The organism is Bowmanella dokdonensis, from assembly GCF_017254865.1.
In the GTDB taxonomy this organism is placed as follows: Bacteria; Pseudomonadota; Gammaproteobacteria; order Enterobacterales; family Alteromonadaceae; genus Bowmanella; species Bowmanella dokdonensis.
The window spans coordinates 1-18,126 of record NZ_JAFKCV010000026.1 but is presented as its reverse complement, the minus strand read 5'-3'; the positions used below and the strand labels follow the sequence as shown (position 1 = coordinate 18,126).

At 52.9% G+C, this 18,126-nt stretch carries 12 protein-coding genes and 2 tRNA genes; 10 read left to right on the top strand and 4 right to left on the bottom strand.

Translation table 11 applies throughout. From position 1 onward, the window contains the following. Nucleotides 1-154: 154 nt before the first annotated feature. The 3 genes from J0A66_RS21100 to J0A66_RS21090 all read right to left on the bottom strand — a co-directional run bounded on the left by J0A66_RS21100 (nucleotide 155) and on the right by J0A66_RS21090 (nucleotide 1,315). Nucleotides 155-230: transfer RNA gene (locus J0A66_RS21100), tRNA-Lys, on the bottom strand. Nucleotides 231-294: 64 nt separating this feature from the next. After that, nucleotides 295-370: transfer RNA gene (locus J0A66_RS21095), tRNA-Lys, on the bottom strand. A gap of 207 nt (nucleotides 371-577) precedes the next feature. Beyond that, nucleotides 578-1,315, bottom strand: a complete 738-nt coding sequence (locus J0A66_RS21090; protein WP_206575848.1) for a ferredoxin--NADP reductase — start codon at nucleotides 1,313-1,315, stop codon at nucleotides 578-580. A 173-nt stretch (nucleotides 1,316-1,488) separates the two neighbouring features. On the opposite strand from J0A66_RS21090, the gene nadA reads away from it, so the two are divergent. Further along, nucleotides 1,489-2,547, top strand: a complete 1,059-nt coding sequence (gene nadA, locus J0A66_RS21085) for a quinolinate synthase NadA (protein ID WP_206575850.1) — start codon at nucleotides 1,489-1,491, stop codon at nucleotides 2,545-2,547. 254 nt (nucleotides 2,548-2,801) lie between these two features. After that, nucleotides 2,802-4,820: a transketolase gene (tkt, locus tag J0A66_RS21080; RefSeq protein WP_338143933.1), complete on the top strand. Its 2,019-nt coding sequence runs from the start codon at nucleotides 2,802-2,804 to the stop codon at nucleotides 4,818-4,820. A gap of 199 nt (nucleotides 4,821-5,019) precedes the next feature. On the opposite strand, the gene tal is transcribed toward tkt, so the two are convergent. After that, entirely contained in the window at nucleotides 5,020-5,976 is a 957-nt protein-coding gene (tal, locus tag J0A66_RS21075; RefSeq protein ID WP_206575846.1) for a transaldolase, read from the bottom strand. Nucleotides 5,977-6,223: 247 nt separating this feature from the next. Here tal and J0A66_RS21070 point away from each other — a divergent pair, with 247 nt between their 5' ends. From J0A66_RS21070 to J0A66_RS21035, 8 genes are all read left to right on the top strand, one after another. Further along, nucleotides 6,224-7,882 (top strand): ribulokinase, encoded by a 1,659-nt coding sequence (locus J0A66_RS21070; protein WP_206575845.1) that lies wholly within the window; start codon nucleotides 6,224-6,226, stop codon nucleotides 7,880-7,882. After that, entirely contained in the window at nucleotides 7,879-8,574 is a 696-nt protein-coding gene (locus tag J0A66_RS21065) for an L-ribulose-5-phosphate 4-epimerase (RefSeq protein ID WP_206575844.1), read from the top strand. Before J0A66_RS21070 ends, J0A66_RS21065 begins: the two co-directional genes overlap by 4 nt. A gap of 31 nt (nucleotides 8,575-8,605) precedes the next feature. Beyond that, nucleotides 8,606-10,108, top strand: a complete 1,503-nt coding sequence (araA, locus tag J0A66_RS21060) for an L-arabinose isomerase (RefSeq protein ID WP_206575843.1) — start codon at nucleotides 8,606-8,608, stop codon at nucleotides 10,106-10,108. Between the two features lie 107 nt (nucleotides 10,109-10,215). Next, a complete protein-coding gene (locus tag J0A66_RS21055) occupies nucleotides 10,216-10,800 on the top strand; it encodes an HAD family hydrolase (RefSeq protein ID WP_206575842.1) in 585 nt (194 codons plus the stop codon). A gap of 74 nt (nucleotides 10,801-10,874) precedes the next feature. Beyond that, entirely contained in the window at nucleotides 10,875-12,116 is a 1,242-nt protein-coding gene (locus J0A66_RS21050) for an aldose epimerase family protein (protein WP_241264359.1), read from the top strand. Nucleotides 12,117-12,199: 83 nt separating this feature from the next. After that, nucleotides 12,200-14,107, top strand: coding sequence for a family 43 glycosylhydrolase (locus J0A66_RS21045; RefSeq protein WP_206575841.1), 1,908 nt, complete (start codon nucleotides 12,200-12,202; stop codon nucleotides 14,105-14,107). Between the two features lie 148 nt (nucleotides 14,108-14,255). After that, nucleotides 14,256-15,719: an FG-GAP repeat domain-containing protein gene (locus J0A66_RS21040; RefSeq protein ID WP_206575840.1), complete on the top strand. Its 1,464-nt coding sequence runs from the start codon at nucleotides 14,256-14,258 to the stop codon at nucleotides 15,717-15,719. After that, nucleotides 15,698-18,031: a chitobiase/beta-hexosaminidase C-terminal domain-containing protein gene (locus tag J0A66_RS21035; RefSeq protein WP_206575839.1), complete on the top strand. Its 2,334-nt coding sequence runs from the start codon at nucleotides 15,698-15,700 to the stop codon at nucleotides 18,029-18,031. The genes J0A66_RS21040 and J0A66_RS21035 overlap by 22 nt, the downstream gene beginning before the upstream one ends. Nucleotides 18,032-18,126: the final 95 nt, after the last annotated feature.

Genomic DNA, 18,126 nt, shown 5'->3' with positions numbered 1-18,126 from the left:
TCGAGAAGAGCGTATGGTTTTAGAAATTTTGAAAACTACCGGATCAGAGTAATGACCCATTGCGGATGGAATGGTGTTATTAATCGTGTACGTTGAGTGCTGATCCCCCGTTTATGGGGTAGAGCCTTGAGTCTTTCTGAAGTCTTTAAGAATGTGGTGGGTCGTGCTGGATTCGAACCAGCGACCAATTGATTAAAAGTCAACTGCTCTACCAACTGAGCTAACGACCCACAATCTTGGATGATGTGACAGAAATTTTTGCTTTTCTCATGTCGGGGAGGGCCTGAGAAAAAGTGGTGGGTCGTGCTGGATTCGAACCAGCGACCAATTGATTAAAAGTCAACTGCTCTACCAACTGAGCTAACGACCCACTGTGTTTGCTGTCTGCCGCAACGGGCGCATATAATACTTAAATCCTGACCTCGTGCAACCCAAATCTGTCCGCAAGGGAGATTTTTCTTACTGAATGCTGTATTTATAGGCGATTAGAAGAAGTTTAGCGCTATAAGGGCCGAAATTAATTGTTTTGTGGCCTTTAACCGCGCAGGTTCAGGGTTGTTTATCCATACCTGATCGACTACCAATAACGCTCCATGGTGATATGGCCGGGTTTGCGTTTAAGGTTTTTCTGCAGTCCCCTGTCCAGCAGGATTTGCTGGGCATCACTGACCATGCCTGGATTACCGCACAGCATGAACTGGCTCTGCTCAGGGCTGATTTTCAATCCGGCGGCTTGTTCCAACTGACCTGTTCTGAGCGCTTCCGGCAGCCGAATCTGCATCATATCGGGTATTTTCTCCCGGGTGACACAGGGAATCAGGCTGAATTGCTGCGGGTTGGCACTTTGCAGGGCCTGCAGTTCCTCCAGGTAGGCCAGATCCCGAGCCAGTCTTACCCCATAACAGAGCACCAGGCGTTCGAAGCGCTGCCAGGGTTGGGGTGTTCTGAGCATGGCAATAAAGGGCCCTACAGCGGTGCCTGTGGCCAGCATCCAGAGATGTTTACCCTGGCTGATCTCATCCAGCGTCATATAACCGCTGGCTTTGCTGCTGACCTGGATGGCATCGCCGGGATTTAATCTGGCAAGTGCCGGGGAAAGCAGACCATCCTCCACTGACACCAACAGAACTTCCAGGGCGGGACTGTCAGGGGCATTAACCAGGGAATAGGCCCGGCCGATGCGCTTATCGCCAATATCCAGTCCGACTTTGATAAACTGACCGGGAATAAAGTTGCCGATATCCGCCTCGATAAAAAGGGAAAACAGCTTGTCGTTCCAGTCGATTCGATCGACCACCCTGCCTTCAACCCACATAACCTCTCCTTTTTTCTACCAGCATAGGGAATTAATGGATAAAAATCAGCCAGTCGCTGTCAAAGGCACTGAAATAACCTTATCGACCACGGAGGGACGCCCAGACAGGAGAATATGATTTTTTGAACAGCACATGTATAATTCGCGCCCCAGAAGTTATGCCGAACAGCACTATGATCCAGACTCAGACAGTTGACAGCCTTGATTACGTCTTTCCTGCCAAACCCCGTCCTTTGAGTGACGAGGACAAGCTGGCGTATAAGGCGCGCATCAAGCGTTTGCTGAAAGAAAAGAATGCCGTATTGGTGGCCCATTATTATACGGATCCTGAGATCCAGGCCCTGGCGGAGGAAACTAACGGCTGTGTGTCGGATTCACTGGAAATGGCCCGCTTTGGCCGTGATGCAGACGAACAGACCCTGATAGTCGCCGGCGTCAAATTTATGGGTGAGACGGCCAAAATTCTCAGCCCCGAGAAAACCGTGCTGATGCCGACCCTAGAGGCAACCTGTTCACTGGATCTGGGGTGCCCCATCGACCGTTTCAGTGCGTTCTGCGATGCCCATCCCGACCGAACGGTGGTGGTGTATGCCAATACCTCTGCGGCGGTAAAGGCGCGCGCCGACTGGGTGGTGACCTCAAGTATTGCCCTTGAAATCGTCGAGCACCTGGACAGCCAGGGCAAAAAGATCCTGTGGGGGCCGGATCGCCACCTGGGTACCTATATCCAGAAACAAACCGGTGCAGATATGCTGATGTGGCAGGGCGCCTGCGTAGTGCATGACGAGTTCAAAGCCCGTGCCCTGGCCGCCCTCAAAGAGCAATATCCGGAAGCTGCTATCCTGGTTCACCCCGAGTCGCCGGATAACGTGGTAGCCATGGCCGATGCGGTGGGTTCCACATCTCAGTTGATTAAGGCCGCTCAGACCCTACCTAACGACAAGCTGATTGTGGCTACGGATAGGGGCATCTTTTATAAGATGCAGCAGGCGGCGCCGGACAAGACCTTCCTGGAAGCGCCGACCGGAGGTAACGGTGCCACCTGTAGGAGTTGCGCCCATTGTCCCTGGATGGCCATGAACGGCCTCAAGGCAATCGAAGAGGCTCTGACCGACAATAACGGCCATGAAATTTTCGTCGATGAGCAGACCAGGATTAAAGCCTTGATACCACTGGATCGTATGCTGGAGTTTGCCGCCCAGCATAGAATGAAGGTTCAAGGTAACGCCTGATTTTACCTGCCGGAATATGAAAAACCCCGCATCTGCGGGGTTTTTTAATATTTCATATTGGAGAACTACTAGGCGCCAGGCCATCCCAGCTTAAGGGGCGCTGCCGGTTATCCGGGCTATTGTTCGCCTGTACGGCAGCTTCTTATACTGGGTATGTGCCTGACAAGGATTAAGTAAAGCAGAGACCCAGAGGATTACCAGCCGGATTTTGACTTGCCTATTGCGCTGCCCTTTGAGATATTAATTGTAATATAATACTACTCAAGGAGCTTTGCATGCCCAAGAACAACCCCCTGGCCAATGCCATTCGTATGCTTTCCATGGATGCGGTGCAAAAAGCCAAATCCGGTCATCCCGGCGCGCCCATGGGCATGGCGGATATTGCCACCGTATTGTGGCGAACCTTTCTCAAGCATAATCCGGCCAATCCGGCCTGGTCTGACCGGGACAGGTTTGTATTATCAAACGGCCATGGCTCCATGCTGGTTTACTCCCTGCTGCACTTAAGCGGCTATGATCTGGGCATGGAAGATCTAAAACGTTTCCGCCAGTTGCACTCGCGCACGCCCGGGCATCCCGAATACGGTTATACGCCGGGCGTGGAAACCACCACCGGGCCTTTAGGTGCCGGCATCGCCAATGCTGTGGGAATGGCTGTGGCGGAAAAGACCCTGGCGGCTCAGTTTAACCGGCCCGGCTTTAATCTGGTCAATCACTATACCTATGCCTTTTTGGGCGATGGCTGCCTGATGGAGGGCATCTCCCATGAAGCCTGCTCATTGGCCGGCACGTTGAAGCTGGGCAAGCTGATCGCATTTTGGGATGACAATGGTATTTCCATTGACGGTCATGTAGAAGGCTGGTTCACCGACGATACGCCCAAACGTTTTGAGGCCTACGGTTGGCACGTTATTCGCCACGTGGACGGCCACGATGAGGAAGCCATCACCGCCGCCATTGAGCTGGCGCAGGCGGTTTCCGACAAGCCCACCTTGATTTGTTGTAAAACCATTATTGGCTTCGGCTCACCGAATAAATCCGGTACTCACGACTGCCACGGCGCGCCGTTGGGTGAGGATGAAGTTGAGGCGGTGCGTAAGCAACTCAACTGGCCGTATCCGCCGTTTGAGGTGCCGGATGAGATCTACCAGCAATGGGATGCCAGAGCTAAAGGCAAAGACCTGGAGCGCGAATGGCTGATGCTGTTCGAGCAATATCAGCAGGAATATCCAGAGCTGGCTGCTGAATATCAGCGCCGGGTGGTAGCGCGCACGCTGCCGGCGGATTTTGCCGAAAAGGCCGACGCCTGGATACAGTCCTGTCAGCAACAGGCCGCGAATATCGCCACCCGCAAGGCTTCGCAAAACAGTATCGAAGCCTTTGCCGCCTGTCTGCCGGAGCTGCTCGGCGGCTCGGCGGATCTGGCCGGATCCAATCTTACGCTCTGGCCTAAGGCCAGAGGCTTACAGGATCATAGGGATGGAAACTACCTCTATTACGGGGTGCGCGAGTTTGGCATGAGCAGCATTATCAACGGCATCGCCCTGCATGGTGGCTTTATTCCCTTCGGCGCCACCTTTTTGATGTTTATGGAATACGCCCGCAATGCGGTGCGTATGGCCGCCCTGATGAAAGCTCACAGCATCTTTGTCTACACCCATGATTCTATCGGTCAGGGGGAAGACGGCCCCACCCATCAGCCCATCGAACAATTGGCTACCTTGCGGATGACGCCGAATCTGTCCACCTGGCGTCCCTGTGACGCCGCCGAATCCGCGGTGGCCTGGCGTTATGCCCTGGCGCATACCGATGGCCCCTCGGCCCTGGTTTTCAGTCGTCAGAATACCGTCCCCATGGCCCGCAATGCAGAGCAAGTCGCTGACATTGGCAAAGGCGGCTATATCCTGCGTGATGGCAGTGGACAGCCTGATCTTATTCTGATTGCCACCGGTTCCGAAGTGGACCTGGCTATGCAGGGGGCAGCAGCTCTGTCAGATAAGGGATACAAAGTAAGAGTGGTGTCCATGCCCAGTACCGACGTGTTTGATGCACAGTCTGCGGATTACCAGCGCCAGGTACTGCCGGACGCGGTGCCCAAGCTGGCCATTGAGGCGGCCCATGTGGACTATTGGTACAAATATGTAGGCCGGGACGGCGCGATTCTGGGCATGCACAGCTTTGGTGAATCGGCGCCGGGCCCGATGCTGCTCAAACACTTCGGCTTTACCGTGGAAAGGGTACTGGAGCTGGCCGAGGGCCTTCTGAAGAAATAAGGGAACCACAGAGACACAGAGAACGCAAAGTGGAAAGGATAGAATAATTCTTCGTGTCCCTTCGTGCCCTTCGTGGTGGTACTGTCGAGTTAAATTTTTACCACTAAGGACACGAAGAGCACGAAGTGGGCAGGGGGAGCGAGTTCTTATACCCCCAGCAATCTCTGTGCTCTCTGTGTCTCTGTGGTTATTCCTTGGATTACCTGCACAACAGTTCGCTGAGCAAGGCTTCCAGCTTGGCCTGATCCAAAGCGAACTGGCGGATCCCCTCACTGAGTTTTTCTGTGGCCATGGCATCCTCATTCATCATCCAGCGGAACTGCTGTTCGGTCAGTTGAGCCGGCCGTGTTTTCACCTCCACCCCGGACGTTAGTTGCCTGGGCAGTGGTCCATGACAGTTGGCCAGTTCCTCAAGCAGGGTAGGGCTGATGGTCAGCCTGTCACAACCGGCCAGGTGCTGGATCTCGCCTATATTGCGAAAGCTCGCCCCCATGACGATGGTGGAATACTGGTGCTGCTTGAAGTAAGTATAAATCTGGCTGACCGACTGCACACCGGGATCCTTATCCCCGCTGAAGTCCTGCTCTGGGAATTGCTTTTTAAACCAGTCCAGGATCCTGCCCACAAAGGGCGAGACCAGATAAACCCCTGCTTCGGCACAGGCCCTGGCCTGAGCAAAGCTGAACAGCAAAGTCAGATTACAGCGAATACCTTGCTGCTCAAGCACCCGGGCAGCCTGAATGCCTTCCCAGGTGGCCGCCACTTTGATCAGTACCCGGCTGGTGTCCACCGCCTGCTGGCGATACATCTCTATCAGATGATGGGCTTTTTCGATGGTGCCCATGGAATCGAATGACAACCGTGCGTCCACCTCGGTGGAGACCAGCCCCGGTACCTGCTGCATCAGCTTGCTGCCCAGCAATACCGCCAGCTTATCGGCCGCCAGTGCCACAGTGTCTGTTTCACTGGCCTGACTCCGGGCCCAGGTCAATGCTTCTTCAGCCAGGTGCCGGTATTTGGGCTGCTGGATGGCCTTAAGGATCAGGGAAGGATTGGTAGTGGCATCCTGTGGCTGATAAGCCGCAATGGCCTCAAAGTCACCGGTGTCGGCCACTACTGTGGTCATGCTTTTGAGTTGTTGTAATTGGTTGGACATAAGGCTTCCATTTTATCATACAAATTTAACAATTGAGCCTGAAGGTTGAGTGGTCAAAGACTGCCGTCATTGTGCGCACTTTCCTTCAAAGCCTGATTTTTACTGACCGGGTGGAGAGTTGCCCGGCGGAGTTCAGAATTCTCGTTTTAGCCAATATTATTTTTATATTATCTTTACAAGGTGAGAATGTTGATATTATCATACAAATAAGTTGTTTGACTATTTTGTCAGAGTTTAAAGGTTTGCTATGTCACGTTATGCCCTGGGACTGGACTACGGTTCCGATTCTGTACGGGCGCTGTTGGTAGATACCGCCACCGGCGCTGAAATTGCCAGCCATCTGGTGTTTTATCCCCGCTGGTCAAAAGGCTTGTACTGCGAACCGGCCAGGGATCAGTTCCGCCAGCATCCACAGGATTATCTGGACAGTCTCGAACTGGTATTACAAGGACTATGGAAAAAGGCCCCGCAAGGGGCAGCAGAACGCGTCATCGGCCTGAGTTTCGATACCACCGGTTCAACCCCCGTTGCCATTAATAAAGAAGGCGTGCCGCTGGCCCTGTTGCGGGAATTTTCTGACAACCCCAATGCCATGTTCGTGTTGTGGAAAGACCATACCGCGGTTAAAGAGGCCGCTGAGATCACGGCTGCCGCCAACCGCGCACAGACCAATTACCTCAAGCATATGGGCGGTATCTACTCGTCCGAATGGTTCTGGGCCAAAGCGTTGCATGTGTTGCGTAGTGATGAAAAGGTGCGGGCTGCCGCCTGGTCCTGGGTCGAACATTGCGACTGGATCACCGCCGTGCTGGCCGGCACCAACCATCCGGACAAGTTCCGCATGGGTCGCTGCGCCGCCGGTCATAAGTTGATGTGGAATGCCCAATGGGATGGCTTTCCTCCCAACAGTTTCTTCAAGTCCATCGATCCTTTGCTGGATGGGCTGGTCACTACCCTTAATCCGCAGACCCAGACCTCTGATAAGGTGGCGGGTTATCTGACCGAAGACTGGGCCGAGCGCCTCGGCCTGCAAGCCGGTATTGCCATTGGCTATGGCGCATTTGACTGCCATATGGGCGCAGTTGCCGCCAATGTCCGCCCCGGCGTACTGACCAAAGTCATGGGCACCTCCACCTGCGATATCACCGTCACCCAACCCGCCCAGCTAGAGGGCAAGTCGGTGCGCGGTATCTGCGGTCAGGTGGACGGCTCGGTGCTACCAGGCATGGTGGGGCTGGAAGCCGGTCAGTCGGCTTTTGGCGATCTCTATGCCTGGTTTAAGGACTTGTTGTTGTGGCCGGCCAGGGAACTGTTGCCCGAGCTTGCCCCGGAGCAGGTAGACAAACTGTTGCAGGCCCTGGAAGAGCGGACCCTGGCGTCCCTGTCCCAGGCCGCCAGTCAGTTGCCCCAATCCGAATCGGGGATTACTGCGCTGGATTGGATCAACGGACGGCGCACTCCGGATGCGGATCAGACCGTCAGCATGGCCATCACCGGTCTGAAGATGGGCAGTCAGGCGCCACAGATATTCAAAGCGCTGGTGGAAGCCACCGCCTTTGGCTCCCGGGCCATTACCGAGCGTTTTCGTGATGAAGGCGTACCCATTGACTCCATTGTGGTGATAGGCGGTATTTCCAAGAAATCCCACTTTGTTATGCAGACCTGTGCGGATGTGTGGAACTGTCCCATCGAAGTGCTGCAAAGCGAGCAGAGCTGCGCCCTGGGGGCGGCCATTTTTGCCTCGGTCGCCGGCGGCGCCCATGCCAATGTGGCCAGCGCCCAGGCGGTAATGGCCTCGCCGGTGCACAGAACCTATCTGCCCAACGCCGACAAGGCGGCTGTCTACGACCGCCTGTACCAGAGGTACCAGGCCCTGGGCCAGTATGTCAACGGAGCCAAGTCATGAGTTATACCGAGCTCAAACGCCAGGTCTACGAGGCCAATATGGAGCTGCAGGTGCGCAACCTGGTGATCTATACCTTCGGTAATGTATCGCAGATTGACCGGCAAAAGGGCGTCATCGCCATCAAACCCAGCGGCGTGTCTTACGAGAAGATGCAGCCAGAGGATATGGTCATTGTCGACCTGGACAACCAAATTGTTGAAGGCAAGCTCAGACCCTCGTCTGATACCAAGACCCACACCCATCTGTACCGGCATTTCGATGCCATCGGTGGAGTGACCCATACCCATTCGACCTATGCCACCGCCTGGGCACAAGCCAAAATGCCGATTCCCTGCCTGGGTACCACCCATGCGGACTTTGTACATGGGGAGATCCCCTGTACGGCGGAGATGACTGATGAGCAGATCAAGCGGGACTACGAGGAAGAAACCGGCGTGCAGATTACTGAATGCTACCGGGGTCAGGACCCGATGGCCGCGCCTATGGTGATCGTGGCCGGTCACGCACCTTTTACCTGGGGCGTGGATGCAGCCAAGTCCGTGTATCACGCCGCGCTTTTAGAAGAAATCGCCCGGATGGCCTATCTGACCCGCACACTCGCCCCCCAGGGCAGCCTGCTGAGCCAGGCCATTCTGGACAAACATTATTTACGTAAACACGGCAAAGATGCCTACTACGGCCAGAAAAGCTGAGCCGGTCGTCACAAAATTTTAAGAGGTGAATATGAACAACTTCGCTAACAAAGAAATCTGGTTTGTCACCGGCTCACAGCATTTATACGGCCCCAAAGTGTTGGCCACCGTCGCCGATGACAGCCAGACCATAGTATCCGGCTTAAACCAGAGCGCCAATTTACCGGTGAAACTGGTGTGCAAACCCACCGTCAAGACCCCCGAAGAGATCCATGCGGTATGCCAGCAGGCCAATGCCAGCAGGGAATGTGTGGGACTTATCCTGTGGATGCATACCTTCTCCCCGGCCAAGATGTGGATTGCCGGCCTCAATGAGCTGCGCAAGCCCTGGCTTCACCTGCATACCCAGTTCAACGCCGAATTGCCCTGGGATGATATCAACATGAACTACATGAACACCCACCAGAGCGCCCACGGCTGTCGTGAATTTGGCTTTATCGGTACCCGTATGCGCAAAGAGCGTAAGGTGGTAGTGGGCCACTGGCAGAGCAAAGCCGTACAAAAGGATATGGATGACTGGTGCCGTGCCGCTTTGGGCTGGGACGAGAGCCGTCATCTGAAGGTGGCCCGCTTTGGCGATAACATGCGCCAGGTGGCGGTTACCGAAGGGGACAAGGTCGCCGCTCAGATTCAATTCGGCTATGAAGTGCATGCCTACAGCGTGGCGGATCTGGCCGCGGTGGTGAACGAGGTCAGCGACGCCGATATCAAGGCCCAGCTGGATTTGTATCGCAATGACTACGAGATTGCCGGCGGCGTATTCGAAGACGACTATCAGCTAAAAATGCTCAAAAACGAAGCCAAACTGGAGCTGGGCATGCAGCGCTTTTTGGACAAAGGCGGCTTCGGTGCCTTTACCAACTGCTTCGAGAACCTGTCTGGCCTGTCCGGACTGCCTGGATTAGCCACCCAGCGACTGATGGCCAACGGCTATGGTTACGGCGCTGAAGGGGACTGGAAAACCTCGGCCATGGTGCGCATCCTGAAAGTGATGGGGCAGGGCCGCAAGGGCGGCTGCTCCTTTATGGAAGACTACACCTATAACTTCGGCAGCCGCGACCAGGTGCTGGGCGCCCACATGCTGGAGGTCTGTCCGTCCATCGCTGCGCAAAAACCGCGTCTGGAAGTACACCATCATACCATCGGCGTGAAATGTGACGTGGCCCGCCTGCTGTTCAGTGCCGCCACGGGACCTGCCATCAACGTGTCGCCTATCGATCTGGGTAACCGCTTCCGCTTTTTGATCAACGAGGTAGAGACCGTCGCCCCGCCGGCCAATACCCCAAATCTGCCGGTGGCCTCAGCCCTGTGGGAGCCCAAGCCCAACCTGTCAGTGGCCGCTGCCGCCTGGATCCATGCCGGCGGCGCACACCATACGGTGTTCAGCCAGTCTGTGACTACCGATATGGTCATCGACTTTGCCGACATGGCCGGGGTGGAAACCGTGGTGATTGATGACAGTACCAATATCCGCAGCCTGAAGAATGAACTGCGTCAGAGTGCGGCGTACTATCATCTGAATCAGGGCTTATAAGCTTTATTGGGGTTAACGGGCTGGCTAACTGGCGAGAATGTGTCCCTCGCCGATTGGCCGGCCTTTTTGTTATGGTGTCCTCACCATTTTGTGACACAGGAAACCTTATGCTGGATTTAAGCCGCTACCAGGGCATTATCTTCGATATGGATGGCACCCTGGTGGATTCCATGCCCTCCCACCTGGAAGCCTGGCGTCTGACCTGTCAAGCTTTCGGCTACCCCTATCATCATGACTATATGCACGGCCTGGGCGGCGTACCCACCAAAAAGACGGTGGAAATTCTCAATGAAAAATACGCCCTCAGCCACGACCCTGAGGAAGTAGCCACCCGCAAACGCCAGTTCTGGGAACAACTGGATTCGGTGCCGGCGCTGATCGAAGAAACAGTGGAAGTGCTGCATCATTACCGGCCCAGTATGAAAATCGGCATTGGCACGGGGGCCGAGCGGCCTCATGCGGAAAAACTGCTGAAAGATACCGGCCTGCTGGAACGCATTGATGCCCTGGTTACCGCTACTGATGTCAGCCACGGCAAGCCCCATCCGGAAACCTTTTTGACCGTTGCCGAACAGCTAGGTCTGCGCCCTGAGCAGTGCGTGGTCTTCGAAGACACCGAGATTGGCCAGCAGGCCGCCAGGCGGGCGGGCATAGACTGCATTCTGGTTCTTAACGGCCAAATACAGATTTAATCCACAGAATTCCTTGTCATTTGCTTATTTAATTGTAATATAAAAGTACAAAATTTTTTGCAAAAAGGTAAAGCATGAAGGGGATATCTCAATCCAATCCCGGCCAACAAACCGTTAACCTGATTCTGGGCCACGGCCGCAGACTGGCTTGCTTGTCGCTGGCGGTCCTGGCTATCAGTGGATGCAGTCCGGCCCCCAAAGGCGATCTGCAGATCGATTCACAAACCCCAACACTTGCGGAAACACAGGCTATGCAACAAACAGTCAGCGCCACTCAAAGCGCCTACGGTACCCTGGAAGACGGCACTCAGGTTAACCAGATCACCCTGAAAAACGCCCATGGCGTGGAATTGGACGTGATTGGCTACGGTGGCATTATCACCCGTCTGTTGACCCCCGATGCCAAGGGGGAGCTGGGCGATATCGTGCTTGGGCTGGACAGCCTGGAGGAATACGCCTCCTCCAATCCCTATTTCGGCGCCCTGATTGGCCGTTATGGTAACCGTATTGCCAATGGCCGCTTTACCCTGGACGGCACGACTTACCAGTTGGATACCAACGACGGGGTCAATCACCTGCACGGCGGCATCCAGGGCTTCGACAAAAAGGTCTGGGATATGCAGCCCTTTACCACGGACAGCAGCGCCGGTGTGGTGTTGACCCTGGTCAGTCCTGACGACGATCAGGGCTATCCGGGCACCCTTACCACCACCGTCACTTATGAGCTGAATAACGACAACGAACTGGATATGCGTTTCAGTGCCACCACTGACAAACCCACCATCGTCAATCTGACCCAGCACAGTTACTTTAACCTGGCAGGCACAGGGGACATTCTCGACCATAAGCTGATGATCCCAGCTGATGCTATTACTCCGGTGGCCGAGGGACTGATCCCCACCGGCGAGATGATGCCGGTTGAAGGCACTCCTTTTGATTTTCGCAGCGCCAAGACCATTGGGCGCGATATCGGCGGCGACCATGAGCAACTCCGGCTGGGCCTGGGCTACGACCATAACTTTGTGCTTAAAGGGCAGGACAACGAGGAGTTGGTGCTGGCGGCCAGGGTCAGCGAACCCACCACCGGCAGGGTGCTGGAAGTGCTGACCGTTGAGCCTGCTGTGCAGTTTTACTCGGGTAACTTCCTCGATGGCAGCCTGACAGGCAAGGGCGTTAATTATGCCCATCGCAGCGGATTCTGCCTGGAGCCTCAGCATCATCCTGACTCGCCGAATCAGAGCACATTCCCCTCCACCGTATTGCGTCCGGGTGAAACCTACCACACCCGCATCGTCTATCGCTTTTCCACCCTATGAAGAGCAGGCCTGATGGCCGAACCGGGGCGAATCGAAGCGGATACCCGCCCCTGTTTTTGATTTAGAAATGAGATTAAGTGCTGATGAACAACCTATCCAAGCCAATTCGTAGCCTGTGCCTGCTGATTTTTTTTACCCTGATAATGGCAGGCTGTAGCACCACTTCTGAGCAGAACGCCAAAGCGGACAAGCCGGATACAACACAGCAGGGCAGCTTTACCAATCCGCTGTTTCCCAATGGTGCCGATCCCTGGCTGGAATACTGGGACGGCAACTATTACCTGACCACCACCACCTGGACCTCTGAGCTGGTGATGCGTAAATCGCCGACTCTGGAAGGACTGGCGGACGCCACCCCGGTCAATGTGTGGTCGTCCACCGACCCCAAGCGTTGTTGTAATTTCTGGGCCTTTGAGTTTCATCGTCTGAAGGGACCCAACGGCTATCGCTGGTACATGATGTACACCGCCGGGCAGGACGGCACTCTGGATCATCAGCATCTGAACGTACTGGAAAGCGCCGGGGACGATCCCATGGGGCCTTATGAATACAAAGGTGCCCTGATGCCCAATGTGTGGAATATCGACGGCAACTACCTGGAGCAGGACGGCAAGCTGTATGTGATTTATTCCCAGTGGCAGGGGGATGAACAGCTCAATATTATTGCCGAGATGGACACCCCCTGGAGTCTTAAACCCGGCAGCCCCCATACCATCCTGACCCGACCTCAACTGGACTGGGAGATCAGCGGCCGCAAGGTCACCGAGGGCGCCGAGATTTTGCAGCGTAACGGCCGCACCTTTATGACCTATTCGGCAAGCTTCTGTAATACCCCGGACTACAAGCTGGGCCTGATGGAGCTGGTAGGGAACGATCCCCTTAATCGCGAGCACTGGAAAAAATACCCCCAACCGGTGTTTTCCCGCACCGATACGGTGTTTGGCCCCGGTCACAACGGCTTTTTCCAGTCGCCGGATGGCAGCGAGGAGTGGCTCGTTTACCACGGCAACGATTCGGTGGAGCATGGCTGCAGTGCCACCCGCTCCCTGCGTGCGCAGAAGTTCACCTGGAACGAGGATGGCACGCCCAATTTCGGCAAACCCCTGACCCCCGGAGTGGTGGTGGCGCCGCCCTCCGGTGAGGACGGTCCCCTGGTCACCCGCGTTCAGGGCCAGCCTTATCAACTGATCAATGCCACCAGTGAGCTGTGCCTGGATATCGCCTCGGATCCTCAGGATAACCGCGCCTTGCAGGCCAACTGCACGGTCAATAACGGTCGCTGGGTACTGGATCCCACCACCGACGGCTATTATCGTCTTGCCAACGGCGAGAGCAGTAAGTTCCTGGAGCTGGCCAATTGCAGCGATAGCAACAATGCCCGCATTCAGGAAGCCGCCTGGCGCAACAATGCCTGTCAGCAGTGGTCCCTTGGGACCGGCCAGGATGGTCATAGCCAGATAAAGAACCGTCACACGGGCCTGGCCCTGGGGATTGCCGGTTGTTCGGCCTCGGCCAATCAGGCTGTGCTCCAGCAGACCGACAGTGCCTGCAGCCAGTGGCGTTTACAGCCCATGGGCGAGGTGGTGCTGCTTAGCCAGCAATCCGGAAAGACGGTGGCGTCAGCCGGACAAACGGCTGGGGCCAATGTGCAGCAGGCGGCCTGGAACCATGGGGACAACCAGCGCTGGACCTTTAAGCATACCGACACCGGCTATTTCCAGTTGCATCCGCAAAACGCCCCGTCCCTGTGTTTGGCCACCGAGAATGATGCGGTCGTGCCCGGCGCCAACCTGCAACTGGCCGACTGCGCGGCGAAAACCGCCCAGTGGCGCCTGACACCTAAAGCCGGTGGCGGTGTACTGCTGGAAAACCGCTACTCCAAGCAACTGGTAAACCTGGCCAACTGTGGCCTGGCTGAAGGCACCAACCTGGCCCAGGGCCCCAGGCTTGAGAATCAATGTCAGGTGTTTCATTTACGAACATCTGATTAGGGGATGTTTAAAGAGCCCGCATGAATACCCTGTGGTCGCCTGATTAACTGATAGTGATTGCACTATTTGTAAATATATTGTTTACACATAATTAGACTGGTGGTAGCTTCTGACTGTTTAATAATCAAAATAATAAGTAATTAGCACAATGAAAGGGAATTCATACTGCAAGGCATTTATTGCCTTGTTCGCGTCGTTCTTAATTGGGATATCTTCTCAAGCATCCACATGGTCAGATGAAAGCCACCAGCAACTTTTTGGTGATTTCAATGGTGATGATTGGCCAGACACGCTTCTTTTGGCAAAAGAATCCATCAACACCTCCTCCTACAGCTTATTGCAGTGGCAAGATGGCTCCATATCATATGGTGATGCCATAGAGCTAACGGATTTACCTTTGGTAGATATGCAGCGAAAAGCTGTCATAGGTGATTTAAACGGTGATGGTTTAGATGATGTATTGGTAGTCGCTGAAAGTGGCGAAATCCACCTCATCTTTGGCAATCATAGTGGTATTTTGAGTCTTCAAAATGCAACGGCATCAGGCTTAGCTTTGCCCGCCTCCTTCGATAACCTCGAAATGATTTCAGGCAATTTTGACAGCAACAATACTGATGAGGTTGTAGTTTGGAACAAGAGTTCAAATGTAATTTCACTATTTGCCGTTGAGGCTTTAGAAACGGTCATTGAGGTAACTTTTCGTCAATCACTATCAGTGTCATCAAACAATTGGACATTGAAGGTCAGGGACTATGACGATGATGGTCAGGATGACCTGCTATTGCTGTCAACGGTCACCAATCAACCCCATCAGCTTTGGCTCAGCAACGAAATTGGTCAGCTTATTCCTCAATCCAGTGAATCACCGACACCTAAGCTTGCACGGTATAATTGGGATCCCAGTTGGTATTCGACACTCTATCTTAGATTGGAAGCTAATGGACCATTATTCTTAGCAAGGCGTCATTCTTCAGGAGGAGGATTTAACGAATTCGGTGAGTTGTCTGATCCAAACGGAGAGCCAATTGCAGATGGAGTGCCTCATGAAGCAGAGACCTGCAAAGATTTGCTGTTCTCACCCCTGACTCGAGAATTCAGTGAAATCTGCTTGGCTGAGACGAGCTTGATATCTGAAACGAGTCAGTTCCCGCAGCCAGATTGTCCCCCACTTCAAGGTTTCCCTGCTGGTAGCTCCCAGCCGGCAGATGACTGTTACGAACCACCCATAACGCCTAATTCTCCACCGACAATAATTGGTGGCAACTTCCAGCCAATAAAGGCAGCCTACACAATCAAAGCTAACCCGGTATTTTCGGGCTCTAGATTAATTGAATGGGTTGAAATATATGAAAGTTCGAGTCCAAACACTGGTTATACAAAAATTTTTGGTGGTCCATATCAAGGCAGTCAGACAACAAGAAGCCACAGCACCTATGGATATCGCTATTACAAGTTTAAGATGTGTAGCTATCATGAATGCAGCAGCCCTAGCCCATATCAAAGGGTCTATGTTTATACATCACCAGGCCCGGTTCAGAATCTAACAGTCTCACCGCCAACGCTTTATTTGAACGGTAGTGCAACTCTCAGTTGGAACAGTGCTGGGGGATAATCCCCGGGGGATATTATGAAATTTCAGAAATGTCTCCCAGCGGTGTAAAGCGTCAGATTCCCGTTGTCACTCAAGTTGGTTCACAAAGCTACTATTCTAAATCTGTCAGTCCAACTTCACCCAAAGGGACGTTTACCTATGTTATCAAAGCCTGTAACCCGAGTAATGTCGGCTGTGGAAGTACAAAGAGTGTTGGCGTCACGTTAAATCCGCCATTATCACCCTCCTCTCTTAATACTCCCAGTAAAGCTTTTGCGAACATCCCTTACAACATTAGCTGGAATCAGTCTGTTGGATCTCCACAGTCGTACAAGGTACAAGGAGAGCAAAGTGGAGAAATTTATTCTGGAACAAATAGGTCGATTTCTCGCACGAAGAACGTGGGGACTTATTACTATAAGGTTCAGGCTTGTAACAGCTTGGGTTGTGGAAACTTTGGACCTACCTCTTCTGGCACTTCAATAGTGGCTCATCCTGCCAAACCATCAGCCTCAGTGCAAGGTGCCAGTATTACTGTAAGCTGGGGGGGGATTAGTGGGGCTGCTTCTTATTCAGTCAGATACAAGCATAATGGCGGCGCTTATAGTACCCCGGTAAACGCAGGTACAGCCCTAAATTATACATACTATGGAATGGGACCTGGGACCTATCATTTTCAGGTTAGAGTCTGTTTACCAGGTAATTGCGCCTGGTCAATCGATAGTAATAGTTCAGATGTACCATATTACTTGAATGGCTTGATTTCTGGAATGGGGGGAGGTATTTCACCTTCCTACCGCGAAGAACTAAGAGGTAATTCAACATATTTCGATCTCTCACCTCTAAGCGGCTTTGAGATAGACCAAATAACTGGATGCACTGGACGTCGAGAAGGAAGTCGATTTATTACCGATGCGATTTTTAATAACTGTAATGTAACTGTCTCATATAAGCAGATAGTGATTCCGATCCCGTCTAATGTCACATCACAACTAAATGGGTACGATATTAATGTGTCGTGGTCTCAGGTATCTCAAGCCAATAGTTACAAAGTCCGTCAACGTGTTAACGGTGGTACGTGGCAAAGTCCAATAAATGTTGGAAACATCTTAAATTATCCATTTAACAGCTTGCAACTTGGTGCCACTTACGAATATCAGGTATCTGCCTGTAATGGTAGCAATTGCTCCTATTGGTCAGCTACTACAACTGACATAACTATCCCAGATACTCCAGCAATCCCAGCTAAACCTGGTGCGACTGTCCAGGGTAAAAATATTACCGTCACATGGAGTAAAGTGGCCCAAGCCAGTAGCTATGAAATTAGCCAAAGGAAAGACAGTGGAAGTTGGGGCGCTGGATTTCGAGTTGGCGATGTTAATCAAGAAACTTTTACTGATCTAAATCCGGGCTCAACCTATGAGTACAAAGTGGCAGCTTGTCATGGAAACTGTTCTGCTTGGTCGCTTCCCTCAAACCCCATAGCGATTCCAGACGATTCTGTCCTTACTCCGACATTCTTTCCCGGTACCGAGTATCACAAAGGAATAATAGAAGTCACTCTCAATAGCGCTACTTCTGGAGCGATAGTCCGATATACGCTAGATGGCTCACCAGTGACTCTAGCTTCTCCACAATACAGCTCATCGTTCAAATTAACTAAGACGACAACGATCAATGCCAAAGCTTTTAAAGATGGCCTAACACCAAGCAGTCCAATCAGCAAAACCTACACAATCCAGGGCTATTCTGTTCAAGCCACCTCTGATGAGGGCGGGGCTATAAATCCCTCAGAAGTAGAGGTAGAACACGGCAAAACAGCAGATTTTGATGTAGTTGCCGAGCCGGGCTACCGCTTAGATGAGGTAAACGGATGTAGTGGGCTCCTTATTAGTGAAAATGTTTTTCAAACAGCTCCAGTAATGGATGACTGCTCTGTCAACGCAAGATTTATCTTGGCCGACGTTGTATCAGCCCCGTTCATTCTACCTGATGGGGGGACTTTTAATGGATCTGTCACGGTCAAAATTGAGTCGCAGACTGAAGACACAGCCATTTTTTATACTCTGGACAATACAGAAGTTAGCGAGAGTTCCACACTTTATGAAGAACCGCTGGTTTTTACAGAAAGCACCGTTTTAAGGGTTAAAGCCTATAAAGAGGGCATGACAGAAAGTGAGGAAGTTCAAGCTGAATTTATAGTCACACCGATGGACGCCCCGTGGGCAGAACTGGGGGGAGAACCAAACGACTTTGCCTTAAATCAACCTTCCATTGATCAAAGCAACTTTTTTGGCGCAACTCTGACCTTCTCCCCAGATTTAACACCATGACTTTGATGAGATTTCCAATAAACTGGAGCCAATGGAGATCTCAGAATGAAAAAACGTTATACCGAAGAACAAATCATCAAGGCCATTAAGCAGCA

Coding starts and splice junctions, on each gene's coding strand:
- J0A66_RS21090 (WP_206575848.1), bottom strand. CDS start 1,315: ATGTGGGTTGAAGGCAGGGTGGTCGATCGAATCGACTGGAACGACAAG.
- nadA (WP_206575850.1), top strand. CDS start 1,489: ATGATCCAGACTCAGACAGTTGACAGCCTTGATTACGTCTTTCCTGCC.
- tal (WP_206575846.1), bottom strand. CDS start 5,976: ATGTCCAACCAATTACAACAACTCAAAAGCATGACCACAGTAGTGGCC.
- J0A66_RS21070 (WP_206575845.1), top strand. CDS start 6,224: ATGTCACGTTATGCCCTGGGACTGGACTACGGTTCCGATTCTGTACGG.
- J0A66_RS21065 (WP_206575844.1), top strand. CDS start 7,879: ATGAGTTATACCGAGCTCAAACGCCAGGTCTACGAGGCCAATATGGAG.
- araA (WP_206575843.1), top strand. CDS start 8,606: ATGAACAACTTCGCTAACAAAGAAATCTGGTTTGTCACCGGCTCACAG.
- J0A66_RS21055 (WP_206575842.1), top strand. CDS start 10,216: ATGCTGGATTTAAGCCGCTACCAGGGCATTATCTTCGATATGGATGGC.
- J0A66_RS21050 (WP_241264359.1), top strand. CDS start 10,875: ATGAAGGGGATATCTCAATCCAATCCCGGCCAACAAACCGTTAACCTG.
- J0A66_RS21045 (WP_206575841.1), top strand. CDS start 12,200: ATGAACAACCTATCCAAGCCAATTCGTAGCCTGTGCCTGCTGATTTTT.
- J0A66_RS21040 (WP_206575840.1), top strand. CDS start 14,256: ATGAAAGGGAATTCATACTGCAAGGCATTTATTGCCTTGTTCGCGTCG.